Here is a 24,973-nt window from a genome sequence, read left to right on the forward strand (position 1 = left end):
GATACAAACCGAATTGGTACAGAGAGGCGCCTCGCGAGGGAGCGCCTTCTTTTTTTGTCGCAATTGACCTGTTAGCCTAGGCGCGGATGGCCACAGTCACAAGAGCGGTGTACAACCTTGCGTTGGTCGGGTTCGGCAACGTGGGGAAGACGTTTGTCTCGTTGCTGGACCGGAAGCGAGCAGAACTCGGGACACGATATAACCTGGATTTCCTGATTTCGGGCATTGCGAGCCGCAAGCTGGGATGGCTGGTGAATCCTACGGGTTTCGAGCCAGATCAGGTTCTGGAGGGAGATTTCTCCGGAGCATTGAAGGTGGATTCGCTGCGGAGCTGGATTCTGGCATCGCGGCCGGATGCGGTGTTTGAGACGACCTCGCTGAATCCGCAAACGGGACAGCCTGCGATTGAGCATCTGCGATGCGCGCTGGAGTTTGGGGCGCATGCGATCTCCGCGAATAAAGGGCCGGTGGTGCATGGATATGAAGAACTGACTACGCTGGCGAAGCAGATGCACCGGAAGTTTTACTTCGAGTCGTCGGTAATGGACGGCGCGCCAGTGTTCAACTTGTTTCGTGAGTGCTTGCCGACGATCGAGCTGCGCGGGTTCCGCGGGATTTTGAATTCGACGACGAACGTAATCCTGGAGCGAATGGAGCAAGGACAATCGTTTGAGGACGCGGTGCGGCATTGCCAGGAGATTGGTGTAGCGGAGAGCGATCCGTCGAATGACATTGACGGGTGGGACGCAGCAGTGAAGGTCGCGGCGTTGGCGACGGTGCTGATGGGGCATCCGATGAAACCGGACCAGGTGGAACGCGGCGGGATTGGTGAGATCACGGCGGAGCAGATTGCGGCAGCTCACACCGATGGGAAGCGCTATAAAGTGGTGTGCAGCGCGAAGCGCGATGGAGAGCGTCTGCGGGCGAGGGTTGCGCCGGAGTTGCTGCCGCTGACGGATCCACTGGCACAGGTGAGTGGGACGTCGTCACTGATTTCGTTTGAGACCGATGTGCTGCCGGAATTAGCGATCCATGAGATCAACCCGGGGCTGGATGCAGTCGCGTTTGGGCTGCTGACAGATTTTCTGAGAGCGGTAAAGGAGTCGTAATGGCAACGAGTGCACATGCCAGTGTGAACCTGGAAGCGATTCGAGCGCAATTTCCTGCCCTCAGCCAAACGTACAACGGGCATCCGCGAGTGTATTTCGATGCGCCCGGTGGAACTCAGGTACCGCAGCAGGTGATTGACGCGATCTCGGGCTACCTGGTGCATTCGAACTCGAACACGCATGGGCAATTCCATACCAGTCACCTGACCGACGAAGTGCTGGAGCACGCCCACGCAGCAATGGCCGACATGCTTGGGTGCGATGCGGATGAGATTGTGTTCGGACAGAACATGACCACGCTGACCTTTGCGTTGAGCCGCGCGCTGGGCCGCGATTTACGCGCAGGGGATGAGATCGTGACGACATTGCTCGATCACGATGCGAATGTAGCGCCGTGGCGCGCGCTGGAAGAGACCGGGGCGAGGGTGCACGCGGTGAAGTTCCATCCCGAGGACTGCACGCTGGATCTGGAGGATTTGCAGTCGAAGCTGAACGGGCGGACGAAGATTGTGGCGGTGGGATTTGCGTCGAACGCGGTGGGCACGATCAATCCCATTAAAAAGATTGTGGAGATGGCGCACGCGGTGGGAGCGTTGGTTTTCGTGGACGCCGTGCACTTTGCGCCGCATGGGTTCATCGATGTGCGCGATCTGGATTGCGATTTTCTCGCGTGCTCGACGTATAAGTTTTTTGGTCCGCACATGGGGGTCCTATTTGGGAAGCATGAGCATCTGTTGCGGTTGAAGCCGTATAAGGTGCGTCCGGCGGCAGATACTTTGCCGGACCGGTGGGAGACGGGCACCCTGAACCATGAGTGCATTGCGGGAATCACGGCATGCGTGGAGTACCTGGCCGATGTCGGGCTGAAGACGGTGAAGCATCCGGAGTCGCGGCGGGATGCGATTGCGGCGGCGTATGCGTGGATGAAAGAGCATGAGCATGAATTGGCGAGGCAGCTTATCGGCGGACTGCTGGAGATTCCGGGGCTGACGTTTTATGGGATCCGGGATTTGAGCCGGCTGGATGAGCGAACGCCAACGGTGTCAATACGAATGGCGAAACTTTCGCCAGCAGAGTTGTCGAAGAAGCTTGGCGATCTCGGGATTTATACGTGGGATGGGAACTTCTACGCGATCAATGTGACGGAACAGTTGGGCGTGGAAGAAGATGGCGGGATCCTACGGATCGGGTTGGCGCATTATGCAACTTCAGCGGAAGTGGAAAGGTTGTTGAAGGCGCTGCGAGAGTGGGCATAGGCGCCGCAGGCAATTCAGATCCTGTGCTGCATATTCACCACAGAGGCACAGAGACACAGAGGCTTTGGGGGATCGGCCAATCCCGCCTTGCAATGGCAGGATGCGACTTAGCGACTCGCGTCATTTTTCCCACAACAGACCCGAGATTCTTAACGGCTCGCCCCTGAGCAAAAACTATTTTCCGATTTCTGACGTACTCAACATCAGGAGCTCGCATTCGTATGTCTCTTTCCAAGCGAGCTTGTGCACGGAGAACTCATGTTGAAATCCGCAGTAGCAGTGTTACTTTTCTCGACGATCGCGGTGGCCCAGGATGCGGCGATGTTCCGTGGAAATCCGGAGCACACAGGGGTGTATAACGCGGCGGGGGCGCCGCAGTTTCATTCGCTGAAGTGGAAGTTCGAGACGAAGGCGCAGCTTCACAGCAGCCCGGCGGTCGCGAATGGCGTGGTGTATGTGGGTAGCACGAGCCGGAACCTGCTGGCCGTCGATCTCGAGACTGGCAAGCTGAAGTGGAAGTTCGAGACCGGGGCGAGGATTGTTTCGTCGCCGGCTGTGGTGGATGGCGTGGTGTATGTCGCGTCGTACGACGGCAACTTCTACGCGGTGGATGCGGTGACCGGCAAGGAGAAGTGGAAGTTCAAGACCGGCGGGGAAAAGCGATTTGCGGCGCCACATCTGCATGGATCTACGCCGGTAACGGAGACGATGCCGGACCCGTTTGATTCTTATCTCTCTTCGCCGGTGGTGGTTGCGGGAGTGGTGTATTTCGGGAGCGGCGATACGAACGTGTATGCGCTGAACGCAGCGGACGGGTCGCTGAAGTGGAAGTTCAAGACTGGCGATGTGGTGCATGCGTCACCGGCGCTGGCGGATGGGACATTGTACGTCGGGAGTTGGGACAGCTACTTCTACGCGATTGATGCCGCGACAGGCAAGGAGAAGTGGAAGTTAAAAACCGGCGAGGACCACGACATCTACAACCAGGTGGGCATTCAGTCTTCGGCTGCGGTGGCCGATGGAGTCGTTTACTTCGGGTGCCGCGATTCCAACTTCTACGCGGTGGATGCGAAGACAGGTGAGAAGAAGTGGGCGTTCAACAACAAGGGGTCGTGGGTGATCTCGTCGCCGGCGGTGAAGGATGGGCGCGTGTACTTTGCGACGTCGGACACGGGGCTGGTTTATGCGCTCGATCTGAACGGAAAGGAAGTTTGGCATTTCGATGGGAAGCATTGGGTGGTGTTCTCGTCGCCGGCAATTGCGGGGAATACGCTGTATCTGGGATCGCATGCGGGGAAGCTGCGGGCGATTGATCTGACGTCGGGGAAGTTGGCGTGGGAATTTGAGACGGATGGATCGAAGGCCAACGGCGCCGGACTCACGAAGCCCGATGGAACACCGAATTACGAAGCGGCTTTCCATACGAATTTCTACGACGACATGGTGGCGGGGGTGCAGATCATGTTGAAGACGGGAGCGATTTTGGGATCGCCGGTGGTGAGTGGGGATACGGTGATCTTTGCCAGCAGCGACGGGAATGTGTATGCGGTGCGGTAATCTCTCCTCCCACCCTCCCTCCGGGAAGGGTGGGGCACCCACAGCTGGGAAACGATAGGTGGCCTTCGGCGACGAACCCGCATTGTTAGGCGGGTTCTTCGCTCAGGATGACAGGGTTAGTTTTCGGGATGGGTGTTGAAGCGGTAGCCGATGCCGCGGACTGTCTGCAGGTGTTTGGGATGGGAGGGATCGGCTTCGATGTAGCGACGCAGGCGCACGATGAAGTTGTCGATGGCGCGGGTGTCGGTGTCTTCGTGGAGGCCCCAGACTTCTTCGAGAATGGACTTGCGTGAGACGGGGCGGCCGGCACTCCGGATCAGATATTGAAGAAGCTGGGCTTCCATCAGGGTGAGGTTGTGGACCTGATCGCCAACGTGGAGTTCGAGAGCATCGAAGTCGAGAAACTTGCCGTTGAATCGGAGGACCTCGGGTTCCACGGGCGCTTCGACTTTCTGCGACCAGCGACGGCGGCGGAGCAGGCTGTCGAGACGCGCAGTCAGGATCGCGAGTTCGAAGGGCTTGGGAAGATAGTCGTCGGTACCGGCCTCGAAGCCTTGCAGGATGTCTTCGGAGCGGCCGCGGGCGGTGAGCATCAGGATCGGGATGAAGTTCTGGGCGTCGCGAAGTTCGCGGGCGACGGTGAAACCATCTTTGCCGGGAAGCATGATGTCGAGGACCATGACGTCGAAGTGCTGCTTCTCGTTAAGCAGTAGGTCGAGCGCGAGTTCACCGGTACCGGCGACTTCGACTTCGTGATCTTCCGCCTGAAGGTTGAATTGCAGGCCGCGCGCGAGATGCTCTTCGTCTTCGACGATCAGAATGCGGCTCATGTGGTGAATATCCGTGGCAGTTCCAGTGTAACCGTGGTTCCCTTGCCTGCGCCTTCACTGGCGGCGCTGACTTTTCCGCCGTGCCGTTTTACGATCGCGCGCACGATGAACAATCCGATGCCAGTTCCTTTCACACCGGGATTCGCGGCGCGGTAGAAGCGCTTAAAAATGCGCTTGAGTTCGCCGCGCGGGATGCCGACGCCTTTGTCGGTGACGCGGACTTCCACTTGATCAATCGTCGGCGCAACGAGCGAAACACCGATGTCGACCTTCTCGCGCGAGTACTTCACTGCGTTATCGAGGATATTGAGGAAAGCAGTGCGGAGTTCTTCGGCGTCGCCGAGAACCGTATAGTGCTCGTTTGGTATGGGCTCGATCTGCCAGTGGAGCAACTCGGGCGCGAGGTGATTCCGCGTGGCGACGAGTTCCATGGAGTCGCGGAGGATGGGCTCAATCTCGATGGGCTTGAAGTTCTGGACTTCGCGCTTCTGCGCGAGCGATCCGGCTTTGAGGACTTGCTCGACGGTGCGGAGGAGGCGATCGGTGTCGTCGAGCATGATGTCGTAGAACTGTTTGCGCTTCTCTTCATCCACGCTGCGTTTCTTTAGTGTCTCGAGATAGAGGCGGATGGAAGTGATGGGCGTTTTCAGTTCATGGGTAACGGCATTGATGAAGCTGTCGTGCTGCTCGTTGCGGCGGATTTCGCGGACGAGAAAGATCGTGTTGAGGATCATGCCCGCGATAATGACAAGGAAGAAGATGCCTCCTATGAGCAGCATCCAGAACTCGCGCCAGTTGAGGATGATCCAACTGATGTTGAGCGTGACCGCGGCGGCGATGAGCAGGATGCCCAGCGTGAGGGCCGTGCCAACGGCTTTGCGGCGCGTGGTGATCTTGATGGGCACGCTGTGATTTTAGCGCGGGAAGCGGAAATTCAAGCGAAAGGGGTCCTTCGACTGCGCGACATCGGTCGCTCCGCTCAGGATGACAGGTGCAAAAATCTATGGCAGGTTGAGTTGCCAGGAGACGCCGTATCTGTCTTGTACCCATGCGAAGAGGCGGCTGAAGCCGTAGTTGTCGGGCGTCATCAAGGCCATGCCGTTGTTGACGAGCTCGTCATGGAGGCGGCGGAGATCGTCTTCGGATTCGCAGTCGACGAAGAACGAGAACGCGGGCGTGAAGGTGAAGGCGTGCTTGATGACACTGTCGGTGCAACGGACGGATTGGCCGGCAACCGTGAAGATGGCCTGGAAGACGGTTCCCTCTTTGCCGGGACCTTCGGGGCCGTAACGTTGCATGTGGTCAACCGTGCTGTTCGGGAAGAGAGAGGCGTAGAATCTGATGGCTTCGCCGGCTTTGCCGTCGAACATGAGGAAGGGTTGAATTTTGGTCATGGCGCGATTGCGGGATTATAGCGAAAGGTTTGTGGATTGCACGCGATCGCTTCGCAGATTGATGCATTGTCGTAGGGATAGGGGCCCTTCGACTACGTCGCGCTTTGCGCGACTTCACTCAGGATCACAGAACATCTACATTCTCGCGTTGAAAAATAAAAAGGGCGCCGAAGCGCCCTTGAAGGATCGAGAGAACTAACTTAGTCGCCGGCAGCGACGGCTTCGGCAGCAGCTGCGGGGACCGCGACGATGGCGGGGCGCTTGTCGAGGCGCGGCATTTTGACATCGCGGAGGATGCCGAGTTTGCTGAGCGCCCAGATCTGCATCCAGTTGAAGTCGAGTTCGTACCAGGCTAGGCCGTGGCGCGCCGACTGCGGATGGGCGTGGTGGTTATTGTGCCAGCCTTCACCGAAGGTCAGGATGGCGATGACGAAGTTGTTCGTGGAATCGTCGTCGGTAACGAAGCGCTGCGAGCCCCAGATGTGGGTGGCCGAATTCACCAGCCAGGTGCAGTGGAGGCCAATCGTGGTGCGAAGGAAAATTCCCCAGAGAACCATCTTCCAGCCGCCGACGGCGAGGATGATCAAGCCGAGAACGGTGATTGGAACCCAGTGCCACTTGCTGATCCAGTTGTGGAAGCCGTCTTTGCGAAGATCGGGAACGTAGGGCGAGAGCTCCTTGGTGTTCTGGTGGAGCGTTTTACCGAGGATGATCCAGCCCATGTGCGACCACCACTTGCCGTCACGTGGGGAGTGCGGATCGCCTTCTTTGTCGGTGAGCTGATGATGGACGCGGTGCGTGGCCACCCAGAAGATCGGACCACCTTCAAGAGCGAGCGTGGCGCAGGTGGTCAGGAAATATTCGAGCCACTTGGGAGCCTTGTAGCCGCGATGCGTGAGCAAGCGATGGTAGCCCATGCCAATGCCCCAACTTCCGGCAACCCACCATAACGCGAGCGCAAGGAAGAGACCCTTCCAGCTGAAGAAGAATAGTGCAGCCACCGCGCCGAGGTGAAAAATGCCCATGGCGATGACGGTGATCCAGTTAAAGGAGAGGTCTTTCTTGGTGCGATAAGAGCGGTCCATTCGCTTCCAATCAGGTTTAAATTTTGGGTGGATGTCCCCACATCCTTCGATTTCGAGACTACCAGTGAGGACGCAGAGGGCACTGTAATACTTTTGTCAGAAGCGGTTACGGGAGTACCGCGAAAGGGGCATGATGCCTGTCGATGTTGACAGTCGAGCTATCGCGCGGAAGAGGCGCTGGCAGCGGGTTTCGCCCAATCGCACAAAATCAATTGCAGGCCACCGAAGTCGGGATGATCGTTGTGGTCGATGGTGAACGCGACGTCTAAAAGATCGCCCATGTTTAGCGGTGGCTCGGCTTGCAGCTTCTCGTTTTTGCGCCAGGCGAGGGCTTCGAAGGAACGCTGGAAGCCGCCGTTGGATTGTGGGGCGAGGCGCATTTTCACGTGCTTCTCTTTAAGCGTCCTTGCAGGGCCAGCGAGGCGCGCGCCGCGGCTGACGAAAACCGGTTGCGGGTTGCTCATCCCAAACGGCTCCAGCTTCTGCAGCATGAGGTAGAGCTTCTCGCTGACGTCACTGAGTGGCAGTTCGGTGTCGTAAACCATCTCGGGGACGAAGTCCGCGGGCTTGAGATGTTGGCGCGCGTAGGCTTCAAGTTTCTCGCGGAGTTGTGGAAGCCTGTCTTCCGGCAGCGCAAAGCCGACGGCGTGAGCGTGACCGCCGTAACGCGAGAAAAGGTCGGCACACGATTCCAGCGCGTTGAGCAAATGGAATGACGGGATAGAGCGGCCGGAGCCGTGGGCTTCGCCTTCGTGACGCGCGATGACCAGCGCGGGACGATGCACGCGATCGACTACACGGCTGGCGCAGATACCGATGACGCCGCGATGCCACTCCGCGCCATCGAGCACAAATGAGTATCGGTCCTTGAATGAAGCGTCGTCAGCTAGCTGCTTCTCGATGGCGGCCATGATGCGGGCTTCTTCTTCCTGGCGATCGCCATTGAGCTTGTTGAGGTGCTGTGCGACGTCCTTCGCGTGTTTCGCGTCCCTGGTAGTAAAGAGTTCGACAACGTCGCGGGCAACATCCATGCGGCCGGCGGCGTTGAGTCGCGGGGCGATACGGAAGGCGACGTCCTGAGTGGAAAGGGTGCGGCCGTCAATGCGACAGAGTGCAAGCAGCTCTTTCAAACCGGCGTTGACGGGCTTACGCAAGCCTTCAAGTCCGAGACTGACGAAGACGCGGTTCTCGCCAGTGAGGGGTACGGCGTCAGCGATCGTGGCGATGGCGGCCATCTTCAAGAATGACGGAATCAAGCGAGCGCGATCGGATTTTTCGAGGAGAGCTTGCGCGACTTTGAACGCGACGCCGGCGCCACAGAGATGTTTGCACGGATAGTCGCAGCCGGTTTGATTCGGGTTGAGTACGGCGAGAGCTTTGGGCACGCCGTCCGCACCGGGAAGGTGGTGATCGGTAACGATCAAATCGAGGCCGAGGCGGCTCGCGGTTTCCGCAGCGGCGAAGGCGCGAATGCCGGTGTCCACGCTGATGATGAGGCGGATGCCATCGGCTGCGGCTTTCTCGATGACCTCGTCGCGCATGCCGTAGCCTTCGAGGAGACGGTGCGGGACGTGAAATTCCGCGCGTCCGCCGCAGATCTCGATGGCGGTTTTCAGGATGACGGTGGCGGTAGTGCCGTCGACGTCGTAGTCGCCGTAAATGAGGACTTGTTCCTTCTTCGCGATCGCGGCCATGAGGCGCTCGACGGCGGCGTCCATACCGAGCATTTCGTAGGGCGAGTGCAAGGCATCGAGCGAAGGATTGAGAAACATCCAGGCTTCGTCGGAATATTTGATGCCGCGTGCGGCCAGCAGCACGGCAACCAGGGGTGAGATATTGGCCTCAGCCGAGAGACGGCTGGCGACGGAGAAGTCGAAGGGGCGTTGGGTCCAGCGCACGAGTCATGATACGCAATTGAGCAACGTATAGAGATAGGGAAATGTGCTTAGGCGCGGGAGTTAGGTTGTTAGGCGATAGGGATTAGGTGGTTAGGAATCAGGTGCTCGAAATTGGGCATGAGAAATTTCTTGCGGCCTCGCCACGAACCGCCTCTAACAGATGCCTGACAACCTAATTCCTAATCCCTGCATTTATCGTTCGTCGTCCTGGCCACCGTCGTCGATGGTGATGTTGCCTAGGTCTTCGGCCATATCGAGGAGACGCTGATAGCGGTCGTACCACTCGGTGGAGGCTTCGAAGAGGAACATGATGCCCTGGAAGGGCCAGCCGAGTTGGACGAACCCGCTCTTGCCGATGTAGGTGCGGAGCCAGCGGGCGTCTTCCATCTCTTCGTCGCTGGCGTAGCTGGAACGCTTGAGGCGGTCGAGCAGGTAGTCAACGTCCTGACGCGAGAGGATGGACTCATTCATGGTGATGAACGGGGCGCCAGCGGAGACGGCGAGTTCGACGAAGTTCTTCCAGCTATCGGGATTGCCCTCGGCATCCCACATCACGCTTTGGACGTCATCGGTGACATAGCCCTGGAAGCGCTTGAGGCCCGTGCCGGCGATAAACGCCGTCATGTCGTCTTTCAGAATTGTTAAATCTTCGGTCATTCGATACTTAGCTTGGACGCAACTCCGTTGAAAACGAAGCCCTCCTTGCTCATGATACGCCCATGGAGGCCGACTTTCGCAATATGTTAAACTCAATGTTTGGCATAACTTCCATAGAGCCTTGTGAGAGATGATTCTTTCCAAAGAGTACGTGGGCTATCTCGCCCGCCATGTTGTTGAACGCCTCATCAAAGCCGACGTGATCGCCACGAAGGCCCAGCCTGCTGTCGCGCAAAAAGTTGAAACCGCCATGCTCGATGAACTGGGTATGGAGGACCGCATTAACGAAGAAGTGCGCATGATTCTGGAGACGTACTCGGACGAGATGCGGAAGTCGGGCGCGAATTACCAGGAAATGTTCAAGAAGGTAAAGAACGAGCTCGCGCGCAAGTACAAGGCGGTGCTATGAGACCTGGACCGAATCCTCAACAGGAGATCGGCAGCAAGACCCGCCTCTCGCGCGAGAAGGTCAATAAGCTCGCCCACACCGTTGCCGATATGCTGGCCTCGCTCGACGAGGTGGATTTCCTCGAAGACCGAAATACCGTCCGCCTCGAATCGCGTAAAGCGATCGAGGACTTGCTCGCCGAAGAGATGAAGATTGACCAGGCCGCGCGGCAGAAGATCGAAAGCCAGCGGCGCATCATCATGGAAGGTTCGCAGGAGTGGGACATCCTGTATCGGAAGTATTACAACGAGGAAGTGAAGAAGCTGGGAATTTAAGAGCACTCATCAGGGTTGAGAGAATCGCCGGAGAAGATCCGGCGATTTTTATTTTGATTCCGAGAATGTGGAAAGTATCTCTGCAGCGACCGCGCGAACCTGGGTCTTGAGTTCTGCGGTCATCGATAATTGCCCGTCCGGTTCGATTCCCGGTATTCGAAATAGGGGGCGTAGCTCCTGGACTGCGGAATTGTTCCCGCACCACACCGTATAAAGCTGCCGATAACAGATGAAGGGATCGGACTGGTCCTCAATCAGTTCCTTCAGCAACCGTTTGGCTAACGTTCGACTTGCTAGCCGCCTCTGTTGCGTACGATTCACCGGCATCCCGAAACAATATCAAAAGCAATTTGCAGTAAGAACGGCTTCTTACCTACCGGTTGTATTTGACAATCGACGCTCTCGGGCAAAAAGTTTTGTAAAGACCGCAAAATCCTCTCCCAACATCCGCCTTTACTAGTAGGGCGCGATTTGAGTGCCCAAGGATGGACATGGTTCGCAAGCGCAAAACCTTGAGATTTCGCTGTCATGGAGCGGCTGAACTGAGCGATGGCGGCAACCGCAAATTGTGGGGGCGTCTCGGCGATATTTGCGCGGCAGGATTTTATGTTTCGACGGTGGGGCCGTGGCCGATCAACACAGAGGTCGAATTTCGACTTCAGGTGGATAACACCGTGGTACGTGGAAAAGGTGTGGTGGCGAGCACAAATCCTGGGGTGGGAATGACTGTGATCATTCGTGAGATCACGCAGGAGCATGCGATCGCTTTCGAGAAGTTGATGGAAGGCATGACGGAGAGTGCGAATTCGCCGATTACCGCCAACTGGCGAGTTTAGGACGCCCATTCCTGCCGACCTTAGCGCGGATTATCCATCGTCCTATCAAACACAAAATAAAAGCCTTAGCAGATGATTACGGATTGAGCCGCCGGGCATTGTTCTGCGGCACCCGCAGCGGTACTTCTGGGCGCGGAACAAGGAGGACACTATGGAGATTGCATCCACTCCGGCGGAGATTTTTCGGATGAAAGAAGCGGGACGGGGTTTCCGGAACGCGGTACGCATTAACAACGGGCTGCTCGGCGCAGTCGAGAAACGGCTGCTCATCTGGACGGCGAATCGCATGCCGGCCGGGGTCAACTCCGATCACTTAACGGTGCTCGGACTTCTCGGGATGATCGCTGCCGGAGTTTGCTACGCCGGATCGGCTGGGCGTCCGTGGATGCTCTTGGCGGTGAACGTTTGCCTGGCGGTGAATTGGTTTGGCGACAGCCTCGATGGAACTCTGGCTCGGGTGCGAAACCGACAGCGGCCGCGGTATGGCTTCTACGTGGACCATATCGTGGATGTCTTTGGCGCGCTGGCGCTGCTCACGGGCATGGCGCTTTCGGGCAGGATGAGCCCGATGATTGCCGGCGGGGTGCTCGTCGCGTTCCTGTTCCTTTCGATTGAGACCTATCTCGCGACATACACGCTCGGCGAATTCCATCTGAACTTTGGGCTGTTCGGGCCGACGGAGCTGCGCATTCTGCTGGTGATCGGGAACCTGTTCCTGATCCACTACCGCATGGGGCGTGCGTTTGGGCGTCCGATGCTGGTGCTGGATATCGGCGGGATCTGCGCGATGGCTGGCATGACCGCAATGATGCTGTGGGCGGTGGCAGTCCACACGGCGAAGCTCTACAACGAGGAGCGGCTGGGATGAGCGGCTTCGGGCGCTGGTGGAGGTTCAATCTTGTTGGAGCGGGCGGCGTGCTGGTGCAGCTTGGGCTGCTGCAGGCGTGGATGCACTTCGCGCTCGGCAATTACCTGCTGGGGACGGTGCTGGCTGTGGAAGGCGCGGTGCTGCACAACTTCGGGTGGCACTGCGCGTACACGTGGAAGGACCGGCCTGCGAGGCAAAGGGCTGAGATTTGGGGGCGGTTGGCGCGATTTCACCTGTCGAATGGTGCTGTGTCGGTGGCGGGGAACCTTCTGATCATGCGCGCTCTTGTCGACGGGATGGGAGTGCCGGTTCTGGTGGCGAATGTAGTCGCGATTGTCTCGTGTTCGGTGGTGAATTTCTTTCTTGGCGATCGGTGGGTGTTTCAGGCGACGACCCGCAGCGGCTAAAGCCTAGACTTGTAATGAGCACCTTTCGGCATCGCTGAAGCGATGCCCTGATACAAAGCCTTTTTCGGCCTGGCTGAACCGATGACCTGATACCCGATGACCTGATACAAATCTGCTTCAACGCTTCCCAAGCGATGCCCTGATACAAAGCTGCTCTTATCCCGATTTGGTGCGTGGCGAACCCTACGCGTGGGTTGTGCGTACCTCCATTTGTTAGTATTCCCTCGACTTTCCGCAACGAGGTGGAGATGCGTTTACGCTGGGTCCTGCTATTGGCATTCCTGATGTGTGTTCTGATGGCCACGCGCAGCAAAGCGCAGGGCAGCGATTCGCCGAAGCAGGACCTGGTCACCACCACCGTCACCCATTACACGCTGCCTCCGGACAAACTGGAGAAGGCGCACGCACTTTATACCGTTCGCACCACGATGCATTTCGGCGAAACGATCTATGGGATCGTGCTGTTGGTGCTCATCCTGCGCTTCGGAATTAACGGGAAGTTTCGCGATCTTGCCGAGCGCATGAGCGGCAATCGCTTCCTGCAAGCCTGCATATTCGTTCCTCTGCTGACGATCGTGCTCGATGGATTGGGTCTCCCGTTCGGAATTTATAGCCACAGTCTTTCGCTGAAGTATGGGCTCTCTGTACAGAAATGGGGTTCGTGGTTCTGGGATTGGACCAAAGGTGAGTTGATCGGCATCGTGGTCGGAGCTCTGCTAGTAGCGGTGCTCTATTGGCTTATCCGTGTGAGCCCCGCGCGCTGGTGGTTCTACGCTTGGCTGCTCTGCCTGCCGTTTCTTGTACTGGTGATCTGGGCTGTCCCCGTGGTGCTCGATCCGCTCTTCAACAAGTTCGAGCCGCTTGCGAAAGACCACCAGGATTTGGTGGAGGCGACGCAGAAAGTAGCAAAAGCTGCCGGTGTGGAGATTACGCCGGACCGCATGTTCCTGATGAAGGCCAGCGAGAAAGTGACGACCGCCAATGCGTATGTCACCGGCTTGGGCAGCACGAAGCGGGTGGTGATCTGGGATACGACGCCAAGACAGATGACGACGCCGCAGACGACGTTCGTGATTGCGCACGAGATGGGACATTACGTCCTGAACCACATTTACAAGGGACTGGCATTCGCGGCGGTGCTGATGTTTTTTGGCTTTTACATTGTGTACCGGACGATGAATTGGTTCGTGGCACGATGGGGCGCATCAACAGACATTCGCGCCGTATGGGATTGGGCTTCCCTTCCCGCACTGATGCTGGTGGCATCGCTGATCGGGTTTGCGACGGAGCCGATCGCGAGCACGTTTAGCCGCACGCAGATCGAGCACAAGGCGGACGAGTACGGATTGAAAATCACCAGCCAGATTACGCCTGATTACCGACAGGTTGCGGCGCAGGGGTTCCAGTCTCTCGGAGAACATTCACTCTCGTATCCTTACCCGAGCCGGTTGATGGTGGTATGGCTGTATGACCATCCGGACGTCAGCTCGCGCGTTGATTATGCGCTGCAGTACGAACCTGGCAAGGAATAGTCGCGCAAAAAAAAGAGCCCGGACTGGAGTCCGGGCGTTCCGAAGGAATCAGCCTCGATGAGCGGGTGCTTTCTCCGGCGACGATTCGCGTGTCGCGCGCAAGCGGCACGCGGCAACGCCGGGAACTTTTCAGATCTGCACCTCGGAGAGTTTGATCTCAGGCCGGAACTCCGCGTTGCACTCGATGCTGAGGCAGCAGCTCTGCTCGTCTCTGCATCCAATAGCGAGTGATAGTGTGTCTCCGAGCGACGCTGGCGTTCTCCGTTACCCTTTGCTCGCTCTCAGCGTTCTCTGCTGCTTCCGATCGTTGTCCTCGGCCTGCAATCGGCGGCGTGGTGCGTGAACCTGCGGACTTACGCAGCGTAAATGGTGTACTCGACGCCAACCTCACAATTCGTAACTCAAAAGAGCCCGACGGTTCGCTGCGTTATTGCTACTTTGATGGCAAGGGGAACGAAGCGCCCACCCTGCGCGTAAGTCCCGGCGATCGCGTCGTGCTCCATCTGAAGAACGAACTGGTGGATCTTGAGGGGACGCCTTCTGCGCACGCTGCGCATGCACGCGAAGCGGTGACTAAGTCGAAAGACCCATGCAGTAGCGCCATCATGAGCCCGATCGCGACGAACCTGCATTTTCACGGGCTGACGATTCCGCCGAAGTGCCATCAGGATGAGGTGTTGCACACTTCCATTCAGCCGGGCGACCCGCCATTCACCTACGAGTTTCAAATTCCGGCAGACGAATCCCCGGGGATGTATTGGTATCACCCGCACATTCACGGATTCGCGAAGACGGAACTTCTCGGTGGGGCTTCGGGAGCGATCATCGTCGAAGGCACGGAGCGCGCAGACAAAGCTGTCGCGGGATTAGCTGAGCGTGTGTTCGTGGTGCGCGACCAGGATTTGCTATATCCCGACGCACCTCCGTCGAAGAAAGAGTCGGCTGTTCCCGCGCTATTGCTTGATAGCGATGGCGACACCGTGAATACGGGCACAGGGGGCGGCAGACCGGCAAAGGACTTGTCGATTAATTTTGTGCCGGTGCCGTATCCGGAGTACGAACCGGCGGTGATCGAGATGAAACCGGGCGAGAAGCAGCTTTGGCGGGTGCTCAATGCTTCGGGCCTGACGTATCTCAACCTCACCTTGTTGCGCGATGGCTCCGCGCAGGAGGTGGGACTCATCTCTCTGGATGGCGTTCCGATGAACACGAACGGCGGTCCCGCAGACTTTGTGTATTGGACGACACGGCTCGGTGTGCCTCCGGGATCGCGAGTGGAATTTATCGTGAGCGGGCCTGCGGCGGGGACAACCGAGATGCTCGTCACCCGCACGGTGGATACTGGGCCGGGTGGCGAGAACGACCCCAATCGCGCGCTTGCGGTTCTAAAGCCGGTTGCAAATGCCTCCGAATCTCGGGTAAAGCTTGACGCAAAACCACAACCGCTGCCGAGATCGAATAAACAGTGGCTCGGCGACGTTGCGCCGGTTCGGGTTCGCAAACTTTACTTCTCGGAGAAACTACAGGATCCGAACAATCCCGCGAGTGCCGATGAGTTTTACCTGACGCCAGAGGGTGAGACGGCACAGATGTTCGACATGAACGCGAAGACGCCGAATATCGTAGTGAAACAGGGCACAGTGGAAGACTGGATCATCGAGAACCGATCCAACGAAGTGCACGCGTTCCACATTCACCAATTGCACTTCCTCTTAATGGAATCAGGCGGCGGTCCAGTGGACGAGCCGTACCTGCGAGACACCATTAATGTTCCGTACCACCAAGGCAATCTGCCCGACTTTCCCGCTATCCGCGTGCGCATGGATTTTCGCGATCCAAACATCGTTGGGACATTTCTGTACCACTGCCATCTGCTCGATCACGAAGACAAAGGCATGATGGGCAGCATCGAGGTTCTTCCGGCCGATTCGCCGCGGCAGGCTAGCAAGAACGGATTGTGCACCGGCACCGAGAGTGATCCGTGCAGCAACTTCAATACTCCTCCGCCGACGAAATAGAACCGTACCCTGAAAGCAAAAAAAGCCCGGACCGAAGTCCGGGCTGATAGCTGTTGAGAACGACTAGTATCCTGGCGCCTTCTCCAGGTTCTTATTGCAGACACCGCTGGTTGGCTGCGTCGGCATAGCGGGAGGCGTTGGGATCTGTGGCGTTGCAAAGTTGAACATCTCGGTCATATCGTCCTGCGCGGCGTCGCGCTTCGTAAGCGCCGGCAGTCCGAAACGTTTCTCGATGAACTTGAGCATCGCAGTGTAGTCGCGGTTCACATGCGACACGTAATGAGGCTTTGTCCATGGGGAAACCACGATCAACGGTACGCGGAAACCGGACTCCAAGAAGTCGCCCTTGATGTCCGTAGACCGCACCATCGGCGGGATACTGTCGGGTGCGGGTTCGGAGAATGGCGGCACGTGATCGTAGAGACCGCCGGGATCGTCGTAGGTCAGGATGAACACCGAACTCGAGTAGCTCGGGCTCGTCAGGAACGAGTTGATGATCTTGGCGACATCGGCTGCACCCTTCTGGATGTTGTTGAGCGGATGCTCGTCAACGCCCGTCTGGCTGCCGCGTTCGATGAAGATCACCTCTGGTAGCGTGCTCGGGTTCTGGATGTCGGTGTAATAGTGGCTGATGTTGTAGACGTTGTTCTGATATGCGTTCCAGTCGGAGAAGCTCGCGAGATACACGGAATTGTCCTGGTAGTAATAACGCCAGGTAATTCCGTGCTGCGAGAGGTCCCGGAAGATCGTCGGCTGCGTCCATCCGCCGCTGGGCGGCACATCTTGCGGGCGAATGTGTCCGAAGGAAGTCGCCGTGAAGAGGTACATGCGGTTCGGGATGGTGTCAGACAAAATCGGCGTATGCCAGGTATCGCTGGTGGCATACTGCGTTGCGAGTTCGTAGTAATACGGCAAGTCGGTCTGGTCGTAGTAGCCCATGATGCGCGTGCCCTGGGGATCAATGGACGAAGGCAGTGAGCCTTCCACTTTCATGAAGTAGTCCATCTTGCCGGCATGCCACGAGTAGTGGCTCTCGTTCCAGGCTGGAGTCATGTTGTCCGTGCATACCGTCTGGTAATGGAACGGACTCACGTTGCCTGTGCCTTTGTAATCGGATAGAGACGCGTTCAACGGCACGCCATTAAAGGTGCCGCCGTAACCTAGCTTCGTGCGGTAAGCGCCCATCATGCCGAAGTAGCTATCGAAGGAGCGGTTCTCTTCGACCATGAAGATGATGTGCTTCACGTCGTTGATGGTGCCGGCTCCCGCGGTCGAGACATTGATGTTCTCGGTGGATTTAAAGACTGCGCCGGTGGAATCCTGCGCCTGGACGGTGAGCCGGTGCGCGCCATTCGCCATCGTGACGTTGGTGTTCAGCGTCTTGGCGACAATTTCATAGACCTTCACGCCATCCACGTAGATCTGGAGCGCCTTGACGGCGTTGCTATCGGTAACTCCCGCCTGGACGTTCACAGGAGAAGAGACGGTGGCGTTCGGAGCTGGTGTGCAGATGGTGACGGTCTGGTTCTGCGTGTTGAGCGTGCACAACGCGAAGAGATTGGCAGAGCCCAGGAGAATCGAGAGGAAACAAGCGGCCTGGAAACAGCTACGGAGCCGACCGGGAAAATGCATATGGGTGCCCTTTAAGCGACTTTCAACTGCTCTGGTTTAGATGCAAGCAGGATGCCAGCGCGCTTCCCCGCGTACCTTAGACGAAAGCGCCTAAGCTGCTGAATTGCTTGCGTCGCAAATGTCAATTTTTGGGCGGAGCGTCCCTAGGTATTGGCGAGAGTCCGCCAACGCCAGAAAACGGTACTGAAGTGCCAACATCCGCTACTCTCGATGGCATCGGCGGGCGGGGTGATAATGGAAGCGCCGATGCCCAGTATTTCCGCCATTTCCGAGCAGGTTCGTCGTCTCGCGCGCGAACATGGGTTCGATCTCGCGGGCATTGCCGGAGTCGGACCGTATCCAGAGTCTGAGGTGTTCGAACCTTGGATAGCAGAAGAGCGGCACGGCGAGATGTCGTATCTCGCATCGCGAAACGATGCCGGAGCACTGAAGCGCGCAGAGTTGAAGAATGCCGCGCCTTGGGCCCGCTCAGTAGTGGTCTGTGCCATGAACTACAACTCGAGCGCTCCCTACTCAACCCATGCCGGCAGCAATCGTGAGGGGTGGATTGCGCGCTATGCACAGGGCGAAGTGGATTATCACGATGTGTTATTGCCGAGATTGAGAACACTGGAAGCGGCCATCGCGGCGCTCGCCCCGAATGAGGAACCATTCCGGTCGTGGTGCTACGTGGATACCGGACCCGTGATAGAACGCGTCTTCGCAAAATATGCGGGAATCGGTTGGATCGGCAAGAACACCTGCATCCTGAATGAACAGCTCGGGTCGTGGCTGTTCCTCGGCGTGATTCTTACCAACCTCGCGCTCGAGCCAGATCTTCCAGCCACAGATCGCTGTGGATCCTGTACCCGATGCCTGGATGCTTGTCCGACGAATGCGTTCGTTGGGCCTCATCAGCTCGATGCCACGAAGTGCATCTCGTATCTGACGATTGAGAAGCGCGGTCCGATCCCGGAAGAGCTTCGAACAGGAATCGGAAGGCACCTGTTTGGGTGCGACATTTGCCAGGATGTCTGCCCCTGGAACCGAAAAGCACCGGTGGGGACAGTCCCGGAATTTCAGCCGAAAGAGGAACGCGTGAATCCGCCGTTAAGGGAACTCGCCGAGATGGACGTTGATCAGTACCGCGAATTCGTACAGAAGTCGCCGATCAAGCGGACCAAATGGGTGGGCTTCCGCCGCAATCTTGCTGTCGCTATCGGCAACAACGGAGATCTGGAGTTACTGGCAACCGCGGAGAAACTGGCTGCGGATGAGGACCCGTTGGTGGCCGAGCATGGTCGGTGGGCGGTCGAGCAACTCAGGAAGATTTTCTAGTCTGTGGGTAGAAAGTACGATGTCGCTCCGAAACCGGCACCGCTAACTGCTTTCGTTTCAGCAACTCTGTTTGGCACTTGCAGTGCTAGGAGATGAGTAACGCTTTCTGTAGCCGCACCCATTGAGATGGGCTCGAGGATTGCCAGGCGAGAAACCGTAATCCTGGAGCTCAACGGCCTTCCGGTTCCCCCACCGGAGGGCCTCATATTTTCTTGGGCAAAATTCAGCCCTCCGCGCACGGAGGGCTGACCATCCGAAAGCAATTAGCAATTACGCACGGACGACGTTTGCTGCCTGGAAGCCCTTGGGGCCTTTCAGCAGGTCGAACTCTACGGTTTCGCCCTCATTGAGGGTGCGATAGCCGTTTTCCTGGATCGCGGAAAAGTGCACAAAGACGTCTTCGCCGGTGGAGCGCTGAATGAATCCATAGCCCTTGGCGCCGTTGAACCACTTAACAGTTCCCTTCTCTCTCACAACAGACTCCTTTCGCCTCTCAGTGAATCAGAACGGATTGGCTATCGCCGCTCGCCCAAGGCACAAACGAACGGGCTCCCGAGTTCTACGCAAGCGCATCCGCGCATCATGCGTAGAACTCCGGAGCCCCTTCCTCCCTGCACTGCAGACCGCTCGACACGAATACGTCCAACCCAAATCCAAAACGCGTAGGCTGGAAAAAACAGCTCTTCCGCCTATCAGGAGGGCATGATGTCAGGGTTTTACATAGGTTTGCAAGGACTTATGTTGCTCATAAGACACTCGATAGCACCATTTTGGGACAGGAATTTTCTCCACGCTCACTAAGGGTTTGTCCCGAAATTCAATTCCAGCCGCTCTGCTACGATTTACCTGTGGCGTACGAGGCAGTCAAACCCGCCGTCAGTTCGGCGATTGTTGATGAACAGGGACGAATCGTTCCGGTGAGCGCTCACAGGCGCGGCTGGGACACCATCCGCTACATGACGGAAACTGAGGTGCATACCTACGCGTTTTCCGTCGCCGCCAACGCCATCCTGTCGTTCTTCCCGTTCGTTGTCCTGATGCTGACGATCTGCCGGCGGGCGTTTCACTCGCAGCAGATGTATGAAGTTGTGATCAGCCTGCTTCGCGATTACCTGCCGAGCAACCAGGACTTCGTGATCAAGAACATGCGCTTCCTAGCGAGTGCACACGGCAAAGCCCAGGTTTTCTCGCTCGCCATGTTGCTCGTGACTTCCACGGGGATCTTCCTGCCGCTAGAAGTGGCTCTGAACAAAGTTTGGGGAATCCACAAGAACCGGTCTTATCTCGCTAACCAGCTATTGTCATTAGGATTGGCACTGGCATGCGGCACGCTTGCAATGGGGTCCGTGGCGCTTACAGCGGGCAACTTGAAGATGCTCGGCGTAGTCGTCGGGTATCAGAACTTCGTCGCACGCGGTACGTCGTTCATCGTGATGAAAAGCATCGCGATCCTCGCGACGATGCTGATCTTCTTTTTGATCTACTGGATTCTGCCGAATGGGAAAGTGCCATGGCGCGCGGTGATGCCGGCCGCAATCATTGCTGGCGCATTCACCGAGGCCGCGAAGTATATCTACATCCTGCTGCTGCCTTGGCTGGACTTCCAGGCTGTGTACGGACCGTTCGCAATTTCGGTCACGCTGATGATCTGGGCCTACGTGAGCGGAATGCTGTTGCTCGGCGGAGCGCATTTGTCGGCAAGCGATCCACGCCTCGTCAGGCAATAGCTAGTGTCCGCCGCCCGCTAACTCCTTCACGATATTCGCCACGAACCCTTTCGCATCGCCAAACAGCATCAGCGTCTGTTCCATGTAGTAGAGCGGGTTGTCGATGCCGGCGAAGCCAGGGTTCATTGAACGCTTGATCACCATCACGGTGCGCGCCTTATCGCAATCGAGAATCGGCATGCCGTAGATCGGGCTGGTCTTGTCGCTGCGCGCGGCGGGATTGGTGACGTCATTGGCGCCAATGACCAGCGCTACGTCGGTTTGCGGGAAGTCTCCGTTGATGTCGTCCATCTCAATCAGGCGGTCGTAGGGGATGTCCGCCTCAGCGAGCAGGACATTCATGTGGCCCGGCATACGGCCGGCAACAGGGTGGATCGCGAAGCGAACGTTTACGCCCTTCTTCGTTAGCGCGTCGTAGAGTTCGCGAACTTTATGCTGCGCCTGCGCGACGGCCATGCCGTAACCGGGAATAACGACAACTGAACTAGCGATAGAAAGAATCTGCGCGGCCTCTTCCGGGCTGGCGCTGCGATAGTTCTTGGCTTCACCTTCAACTGCCGCGGCCGTCTGTACCTGGCCGAAGGCGCCGAAGAGGACGTTGGTGAACGAGCGGTTCATCGCCTTCGACATGATGATCGAGAGGATCAAGCCTGACGACCCATCGAGCGCGCCGGCGATGATCAGCAGCTTGCTGCCGACCACGAATCCCATCATCGCTGCCGACAAGCCCGCGTAGCCGTTTAAGAGCGATATGACGGTCGGCATATCGGCGCCGCCAATGGGAATGATCAGCAGCACCCCGAACAGCACCGCGATCCCGACTATGAACGGAAAGAACTGCGTTTTGCTCGGATCGATAATGAGCATGACCGCAAGTACGACCGCGCCGGCGAGGAGCAGGAAGTTGACGACGTTCTGCCCTTTGTAAGTGATGGGCCGCTGCGGCAAGACCTCCTGCAACTTTCCCGCCGCCATCAAGCTTCCGGTGAACGTCAAGCCACCCAGGATGACTTCGATGGACAGCACCGACATCGTGAACTTCGAGATATTCGGCGACTGAAGATAGAACTCGCTGGTACCAACGAGCGTGACGCAAAGCGCGCCGAAGGCATGGCTCAACGCAGTTCGTTGCGGAACGGCGGTCATCTGCACCATGCCAAGCGGAATACCGATGAGGGAGCCGACGGCTAGGCCGACGAAAATCCACGTGTAGCTGATGATCTCGTGCTGGAGCAGTGTGCCGCCAATGGCGAGCACCATGCCAAGTTCACCGGCGAGAATGCCGCGACGTGCGGTGGCGGGCGAACTCATCCACTTGAGCGAGAAGATGAACAGCGCACTCGCGATCAGGTAACAGGCTTCAATGACGTACTCGGTGCCGGGCATCGGGTTCATTGGGCTTTGCTCGCTGGCCTGCTGGTTTTGAACATCCGCAGCATACGGTCGGTAATGAAGAAGCCACCGACCACGTTACTGGTCGCGGCGGCGATCGCAATGGTTCCCGCAATCGTTGTAAGACGACTGTGCGGATGCGCGCCGACTAGCGTAATGGCCCCGACGACAGCGATGGCGTCGAGCGCATTCGTCAGCGACATCAGCGGCGTGTGCAGCAGAGGCGACACGCGGCGTATGACCTCGAAGCCGATAAAGCAGGCCAGCATGAAAATGAACAGACCATCAATCAGGTTCAGCTTGAAGATCACGAGTATTCGTACCTCAGGGCAGAAGCCCCAGTGACGCGGGCGTAAACGTCCGCTTTACCCAAATGCTTGTTCATGCGAGCGGCGGCAGACCGAAGTGTTCGCGCACGCGCTTGTTCACGATCTGTCCTCCGCGCGTGAGCAGCGTGTCAGTGGTGACCTGGTCGCTCATGTCGTAGAGGAACTTCCCTTCCTTGGTCTGCGATTGCAGGAAGGTCAGCAGGTTCTTGGCGTACATCTGGCTCGCGTGGAACGGCACGCCGCTGGCGACATTGACTTGCCCGACGATGGTCACGCCATTCTCGACCACATTTTGTGCAGGCTTCGTCAGTTCGCAGTTGCCACCGCGTTCTGCCGCGAGATCCACGACGACGGATCCCGGCTGCATGCCACGAACCATCCCGGCAGGAACGAGCAAAGGCGCTTTCTTGCCCGGCACCACGGCGGTGGTAATCACCACGTCGCTCTCGGCGACAACTTTACCTAGCAGTTCGCGCTGCTTTTGATAGAAGGCCTCGTCCTGCGCCTTCGCGTAGCCGCGCTCATCCTGCGCGTCGCTAGTTTCAAGAGGCAGTTCGACGAACTTTGCGCCGAGCGACTGCACCTGCTCCTTCACTGCGGGCCGGACATCGTAAGCGCTCACCACTGCACCAAGACGACGGGCGGTTGCAATCGCCTGTAACCCCGCAACGCCTACGCCGATAATCAACACACGAGCTGGCGTAATCGTTCCTGCTGCAGTGGTCATCATTGGGAAAACACGCGGAACGAGGTCGGCGGCCATGAGCACCGCCTTGTATCCGGCGATGTTTGCCATGGATGAGAGTGCGTCCATGCTCTGCGCGCGGGTAATGCGTGGCATCAACTCGACTGCGAATGAAGTCACGCCGGCGTCGGCAATCTGCTGGACGACCTCTTTCGTGCCAAGTGGACGCAGAAATCCGACCAGCACCTGGTCTCGGCGGTAGAACGGCACGTCCTGCGCGCCGGTAATGTCATTGGCGCCGTCGCCAAGAACTTGAAGAATTGTGTCGGCGGAAGAAAAGACGGAAGCGCGGTCAGGCAGGACCTTCGCACCCTTTTCGACATACAGGGCATCGGGATAACCGGCATCAGCGCCGGCACCCGCTTGGATAACGACTTCTAAGCCCGCTTTCGCCAGGTTCGGAACAACTGCCGGGGTCAGCGCAACTCGCCGCTCCCCCGGATAGGACTCTCGGGGAACACCAACAATCACGAAAACTCCCTTTCGTAATTCGTGAGTGAACCAAACTCGCCGCACGGCATAGTACACCCTCGCGCGCGAATGGGGAAACCCGGCCAATGTCCGAATTCGTAATTGACTCTGCGATTGCCACGCATACCCTTGTTGGCCTCATCCTTTCAGACGGAGAACTACATGTATTGGCTCATCACCAATCGCAATATCGAAGCCAATGGTTTCGGCACGACATTCGCAGACGTCACGTACTGGACCGCTCCGGCAGACGCCGATCCCAAGCAAAAAGCGTCGTGGAGCCAGGAAACGAAGGACAGTTTCCGCGCCAAGCTCGTCGCGGTTGCGGATACTTTTCCTCCTCCGACCACCACTCAGCCCGCGGACCAGAAGCACATTACGTTTCTCGTGCACGGCTACAACAACTCGTGGTCGGATGCGATGGGCCTCTACCAGCGCGTTGCAACCAGCATGTATTCCGGCGCGAACGGCCTCGGCGAGTGCATTTCGTTCGACTGGCCTTCCAAGGGCGACCTGATGGGCTATCTGCCCGACCGGAGCCAAGCGCGGCAATCTGCCGAGGATTTCGCCGACGTGCTCAGCGATCTCTACGATTGGTTGCTGATCAAGGAAAACGCCGCCGCCAAGGATGTAAACAACGCCTGCAAGGCGAAGACCTCGCTCATCGCCCACAGCATGGGCAATTACGTCTTCCAGTGCGCGATGAATTACACCTGGACGAAGAAGAACCGTCCGCTGCTGGTAAGCCTGGTACATGAAGCGTTAATGGTCGCGGCCGATGTGGACAACGATCTCTTCCGAAGCGGCGAAGTCGTCGAATCGGGCGACGGTGAGGGCATCGCCAATCTCACGTACCGGATCACCGCCCTCTACAGCGGCCGAGACGCCGTGCTGGGCGTCTCATCGGGACTAAAGCATTTCGGCAAACGACGCCTCGGACGCAGTGGACTCGATCAGACTACCGCGCTTCCGGACAACGTTTGGGACATCGATTGCACCAACCTCATCCATCCGGATGTCAGCGGTATTTCCGTGCACGGATCTTACTTTTTCCCCGACGAATCGGATTGCTATCCCCTGATGAGAGAGTTGCTTCGCGGCATTGATCGCAGCGTGCTAATCGCCAAAGGTATGGTTCCCTCGGCGCTCTCGAAGACACAGACCGTCGGATCGTAAAAATGCCCCTGCCT

The 24,973-nt window shown here is 57.7% G+C and carries 24 protein-coding genes; 13 read left to right on the forward strand and 11 right to left on the reverse strand.

Annotated elements, in window-relative coordinates; translation table 11 throughout:
• The first annotated feature begins 86 nt into the window (after positions 1–86).
• The 3 genes from ACID345_RS21640 to ACID345_RS21650 all read left to right on the forward strand — a co-directional run bounded on the left by ACID345_RS21640 (position 87) and on the right by ACID345_RS21650 (position 3,922).
• Positions 87–1,109, forward strand: a complete 1,023-nt coding sequence (locus ACID345_RS21640; protein WP_011524964.1) for a homoserine dehydrogenase — start codon at positions 87–89, stop codon at positions 1,107–1,109.
• Positions 1,109–2,365, forward strand: coding sequence for a cysteine desulfurase-like protein (locus ACID345_RS21645; RefSeq protein ID WP_011524965.1), 1,257 nt, complete (start codon positions 1,109–1,111; stop codon positions 2,363–2,365). Before ACID345_RS21640 ends, ACID345_RS21645 begins: the two co-directional genes overlap by 1 nt.
• 258 nt (positions 2,366–2,623) lie before the next feature.
• Entirely contained in the window at positions 2,624–3,922 is a 1,299-nt protein-coding gene (locus tag ACID345_RS21650; RefSeq protein WP_011524966.1) for a PQQ-binding-like beta-propeller repeat protein, read from the forward strand.
• A 116-nt stretch (positions 3,923–4,038) separates the two neighbouring features.
• Here the strand turns inward: ACID345_RS21650 and ACID345_RS21655 are convergent, their stop codons facing one another.
• The 6 genes from ACID345_RS21655 to ACID345_RS21680 form a co-directional block, all read right to left on the reverse strand.
• Positions 4,039–4,752 carry a response regulator transcription factor gene (locus ACID345_RS21655; protein ID WP_011524967.1) on the reverse strand — a complete coding sequence of 238 codons (714 nt, stop codon included), beginning with the start codon at positions 4,750–4,752 and terminating at the stop codon, positions 4,039–4,041.
• Complete coding sequence (locus tag ACID345_RS21660; RefSeq protein WP_011524968.1) at positions 4,749–5,657, reverse strand: sensor histidine kinase; 909 nt, start codon at positions 5,655–5,657, stop codon at positions 4,749–4,751. The genes ACID345_RS21655 and ACID345_RS21660 overlap by 4 nt, the downstream gene beginning before the upstream one ends.
• Before the next feature lie 96 nt (positions 5,658–5,753).
• Complete coding sequence (locus ACID345_RS21665) at positions 5,754–6,146, reverse strand: VOC family protein (RefSeq protein WP_011524969.1); 393 nt, start codon at positions 6,144–6,146, stop codon at positions 5,754–5,756.
• A 200-nt stretch (positions 6,147–6,346) separates the two neighbouring features.
• Complete coding sequence (locus ACID345_RS21670) at positions 6,347–7,231, reverse strand: acyl-CoA desaturase (RefSeq protein ID WP_011524970.1); 885 nt, start codon at positions 7,229–7,231, stop codon at positions 6,347–6,349.
• A gap of 158 nt (positions 7,232–7,389) precedes the next feature.
• Entirely contained in the window at positions 7,390–9,129 is a 1,740-nt protein-coding gene (recJ, locus tag ACID345_RS21675; protein WP_011524971.1) for a single-stranded-DNA-specific exonuclease RecJ, read from the reverse strand.
• 192 nt (positions 9,130–9,321) lie between these two features.
• Entirely contained in the window at positions 9,322–9,786 is a 465-nt protein-coding gene (locus ACID345_RS21680) for a hypothetical protein (protein ID WP_011524972.1), read from the reverse strand.
• 130 nt (positions 9,787–9,916) lie between these two features.
• On the opposite strand from ACID345_RS21680, the gene ACID345_RS27410 reads away from it, so the two are divergent.
• From ACID345_RS27410 to ACID345_RS21720, 7 genes are all read left to right on the forward strand, one after another.
• A complete protein-coding gene (locus ACID345_RS27410) occupies positions 9,917–10,195 on the forward strand; it encodes a DUF507 family protein (protein ID WP_011524973.1) in 279 nt (92 codons plus the stop codon).
• A complete protein-coding gene (locus ACID345_RS27415; protein ID WP_011524974.1) occupies positions 10,192–10,509 on the forward strand; it encodes a DUF507 family protein in 318 nt (105 codons plus the stop codon). Before ACID345_RS27410 ends, ACID345_RS27415 begins: the two co-directional genes overlap by 4 nt.
• A gap of 491 nt (positions 10,510–11,000) precedes the next feature.
• A complete protein-coding gene (locus ACID345_RS21700) occupies positions 11,001–11,345 on the forward strand; it encodes a PilZ domain-containing protein (protein WP_148210214.1) in 345 nt (114 codons plus the stop codon).
• Positions 11,346–11,496: 151 nt separating this feature from the next.
• Complete coding sequence (locus ACID345_RS21705) at positions 11,497–12,213, forward strand: CDP-alcohol phosphatidyltransferase family protein (protein WP_011524976.1); 717 nt, start codon at positions 11,497–11,499, stop codon at positions 12,211–12,213.
• Entirely contained in the window at positions 12,210–12,620 is a 411-nt protein-coding gene (locus ACID345_RS21710; RefSeq protein ID WP_011524977.1) for a GtrA family protein, read from the forward strand. The genes ACID345_RS21705 and ACID345_RS21710 overlap by 4 nt, the downstream gene beginning before the upstream one ends.
• Before the next feature lie 248 nt (positions 12,621–12,868).
• The gene (locus tag ACID345_RS21715; RefSeq protein WP_011524978.1) at positions 12,869–14,152 is read left to right on the forward strand and encodes a M48 family metallopeptidase; all 1,284 of its coding nucleotides are present in this window, start codon (positions 12,869–12,871) and stop codon (positions 14,150–14,152) included.
• A gap of 335 nt (positions 14,153–14,487) precedes the next feature.
• The gene (locus ACID345_RS21720; RefSeq protein ID WP_228370690.1) at positions 14,488–16,170 is read left to right on the forward strand and encodes a multicopper oxidase family protein; all 1,683 of its coding nucleotides are present in this window, start codon (positions 14,488–14,490) and stop codon (positions 16,168–16,170) included.
• 63 nt (positions 16,171–16,233) lie between these two features.
• Here the strand turns inward: ACID345_RS21720 and ACID345_RS21725 are convergent, their stop codons facing one another.
• Entirely contained in the window at positions 16,234–17,802 is a 1,569-nt protein-coding gene (locus ACID345_RS21725; RefSeq protein ID WP_011524980.1) for an alkaline phosphatase family protein, read from the reverse strand.
• Positions 17,803–18,048: 246 nt separating this feature from the next.
• Here ACID345_RS21725 and queG point away from each other — a divergent pair, with 246 nt between their 5' ends.
• The gene (gene queG, locus ACID345_RS21730; RefSeq protein ID WP_041857066.1) at positions 18,049–19,119 is read left to right on the forward strand and encodes a tRNA epoxyqueuosine(34) reductase QueG; all 1,071 of its coding nucleotides are present in this window, start codon (positions 18,049–18,051) and stop codon (positions 19,117–19,119) included.
• 270 nt (positions 19,120–19,389) lie between these two features.
• On the opposite strand, the gene ACID345_RS21735 is transcribed toward queG, so the two are convergent.
• Positions 19,390–19,593, reverse strand: a complete 204-nt coding sequence (locus ACID345_RS21735; protein ID WP_011524982.1) for a cold-shock protein — start codon at positions 19,591–19,593, stop codon at positions 19,390–19,392.
• Between the two features lie 374 nt (positions 19,594–19,967).
• Here ACID345_RS21735 and ACID345_RS21740 point away from each other — a divergent pair, with 374 nt between their 5' ends.
• Positions 19,968–20,846: a YihY/virulence factor BrkB family protein gene (locus ACID345_RS21740; protein WP_148210215.1), complete on the forward strand. Its 879-nt coding sequence runs from the start codon at positions 19,968–19,970 to the stop codon at positions 20,844–20,846.
• On the opposite strand, the gene ACID345_RS21745 is transcribed toward ACID345_RS21740, so the two are convergent.
• From ACID345_RS21745 to ACID345_RS21755, 3 genes are all read right to left on the reverse strand, one after another.
• Positions 20,847–22,241, reverse strand: coding sequence for an NAD(P)(+) transhydrogenase (Re/Si-specific) subunit beta (locus tag ACID345_RS21745; RefSeq protein WP_011524984.1), 1,395 nt, complete (start codon positions 22,239–22,241; stop codon positions 20,847–20,849).
• Positions 22,238–22,507 (reverse strand): NAD(P) transhydrogenase subunit alpha, encoded by a 270-nt coding sequence (locus ACID345_RS21750; RefSeq protein WP_049762099.1) that lies wholly within the window; start codon positions 22,505–22,507, stop codon positions 22,238–22,240. The genes ACID345_RS21745 and ACID345_RS21750 overlap by 4 nt, the downstream gene beginning before the upstream one ends.
• A 112-nt stretch (positions 22,508–22,619) precedes the next feature.
• Positions 22,620–23,783, reverse strand: a complete 1,164-nt coding sequence (locus tag ACID345_RS21755; protein WP_011524986.1) for a Re/Si-specific NAD(P)(+) transhydrogenase subunit alpha — start codon at positions 23,781–23,783, stop codon at positions 22,620–22,622.
• Positions 23,784–23,945: 162 nt separating this feature from the next.
• Between ACID345_RS21755 and ACID345_RS21760 the strand changes: the two genes are divergently transcribed.
• On the forward strand, positions 23,946–24,959 hold the full coding sequence (locus ACID345_RS21760; protein WP_011524987.1) for an alpha/beta hydrolase: 1,014 nt from the start codon (positions 23,946–23,948) through the stop codon (positions 24,957–24,959).
• The last annotated feature ends 14 nt before the right edge of the window (positions 24,960–24,973 follow it).

The sequence above is a fragment of the Candidatus Koribacter versatilis Ellin345 genome (genome assembly GCF_000014005.1).
GTDB lineage: Bacteria > Acidobacteriota > Terriglobia > Terriglobales > Acidobacteriaceae > Korobacter > Korobacter versatilis_A.

What these genes read in the sequence shown, in the direction of transcription:
- ACID345_RS21650 (WP_011524966.1), top strand. Translation starts at nt 2,624, where the DNA reads ATGTTGAAATCCGCAGTAGCAGTGTTACTTTTCTCGACGATCGCGGTG.
- ACID345_RS27415 (WP_011524974.1), top strand. Translation starts at nt 10,192, where the DNA reads ATGAGACCTGGACCGAATCCTCAACAGGAGATCGGCAGCAAGACCCGC.
- ACID345_RS21750 (WP_049762099.1), bottom strand. Translation starts at nt 22,507, where the DNA reads ATGCTGGCCTGCTTTATCGGCTTCGAGGTCATACGCCGCGTGTCGCCT.
- ACID345_RS21725 (WP_011524980.1), bottom strand. Translation starts at nt 17,802, where the DNA reads ATGCATTTTCCCGGTCGGCTCCGTAGCTGTTTCCAGGCCGCTTGTTTC.
- ACID345_RS21760 (WP_011524987.1), top strand. Translation starts at nt 23,946, where the DNA reads ATGTATTGGCTCATCACCAATCGCAATATCGAAGCCAATGGTTTCGGC.
- ACID345_RS21670 (WP_011524970.1), bottom strand. Translation starts at nt 7,231, where the DNA reads ATGGACCGCTCTTATCGCACCAAGAAAGACCTCTCCTTTAACTGGATC.
- ACID345_RS21665 (WP_011524969.1), bottom strand. Translation starts at nt 6,146, where the DNA reads ATGACCAAAATTCAACCCTTCCTCATGTTCGACGGCAAAGCCGGCGAA.
- queG (WP_041857066.1), top strand. Translation starts at nt 18,049, where the DNA reads ATGCCCAGTATTTCCGCCATTTCCGAGCAGGTTCGTCGTCTCGCGCGC.
- ACID345_RS21715 (WP_011524978.1), top strand. Translation starts at nt 12,869, where the DNA reads ATGCGTTTACGCTGGGTCCTGCTATTGGCATTCCTGATGTGTGTTCTG.
- ACID345_RS21710 (WP_011524977.1), top strand. Translation starts at nt 12,210, where the DNA reads ATGAGCGGCTTCGGGCGCTGGTGGAGGTTCAATCTTGTTGGAGCGGGC.
- ACID345_RS21745 (WP_011524984.1), bottom strand. Translation starts at nt 22,241, where the DNA reads ATGAACCCGATGCCCGGCACCGAGTACGTCATTGAAGCCTGTTACCTG.
- ACID345_RS27410 (WP_011524973.1), top strand. Translation starts at nt 9,917, where the DNA reads ATGATTCTTTCCAAAGAGTACGTGGGCTATCTCGCCCGCCATGTTGTT.
- ACID345_RS21680 (WP_011524972.1), bottom strand. Translation starts at nt 9,786, where the DNA reads ATGACCGAAGATTTAACAATTCTGAAAGACGACATGACGGCGTTTATC.
- ACID345_RS21655 (WP_011524967.1), bottom strand. Translation starts at nt 4,752, where the DNA reads ATGAGCCGCATTCTGATCGTCGAAGACGAAGAGCATCTCGCGCGCGGC.
- ACID345_RS21700 (WP_148210214.1), top strand. Translation starts at nt 11,001, where the DNA reads ATGGTTCGCAAGCGCAAAACCTTGAGATTTCGCTGTCATGGAGCGGCT.
- ACID345_RS21640 (WP_011524964.1), top strand. Translation starts at nt 87, where the DNA reads ATGGCCACAGTCACAAGAGCGGTGTACAACCTTGCGTTGGTCGGGTTC.
- ACID345_RS21645 (WP_011524965.1), top strand. Translation starts at nt 1,109, where the DNA reads ATGGCAACGAGTGCACATGCCAGTGTGAACCTGGAAGCGATTCGAGCG.
- ACID345_RS21705 (WP_011524976.1), top strand. Translation starts at nt 11,497, where the DNA reads ATGGAGATTGCATCCACTCCGGCGGAGATTTTTCGGATGAAAGAAGCG.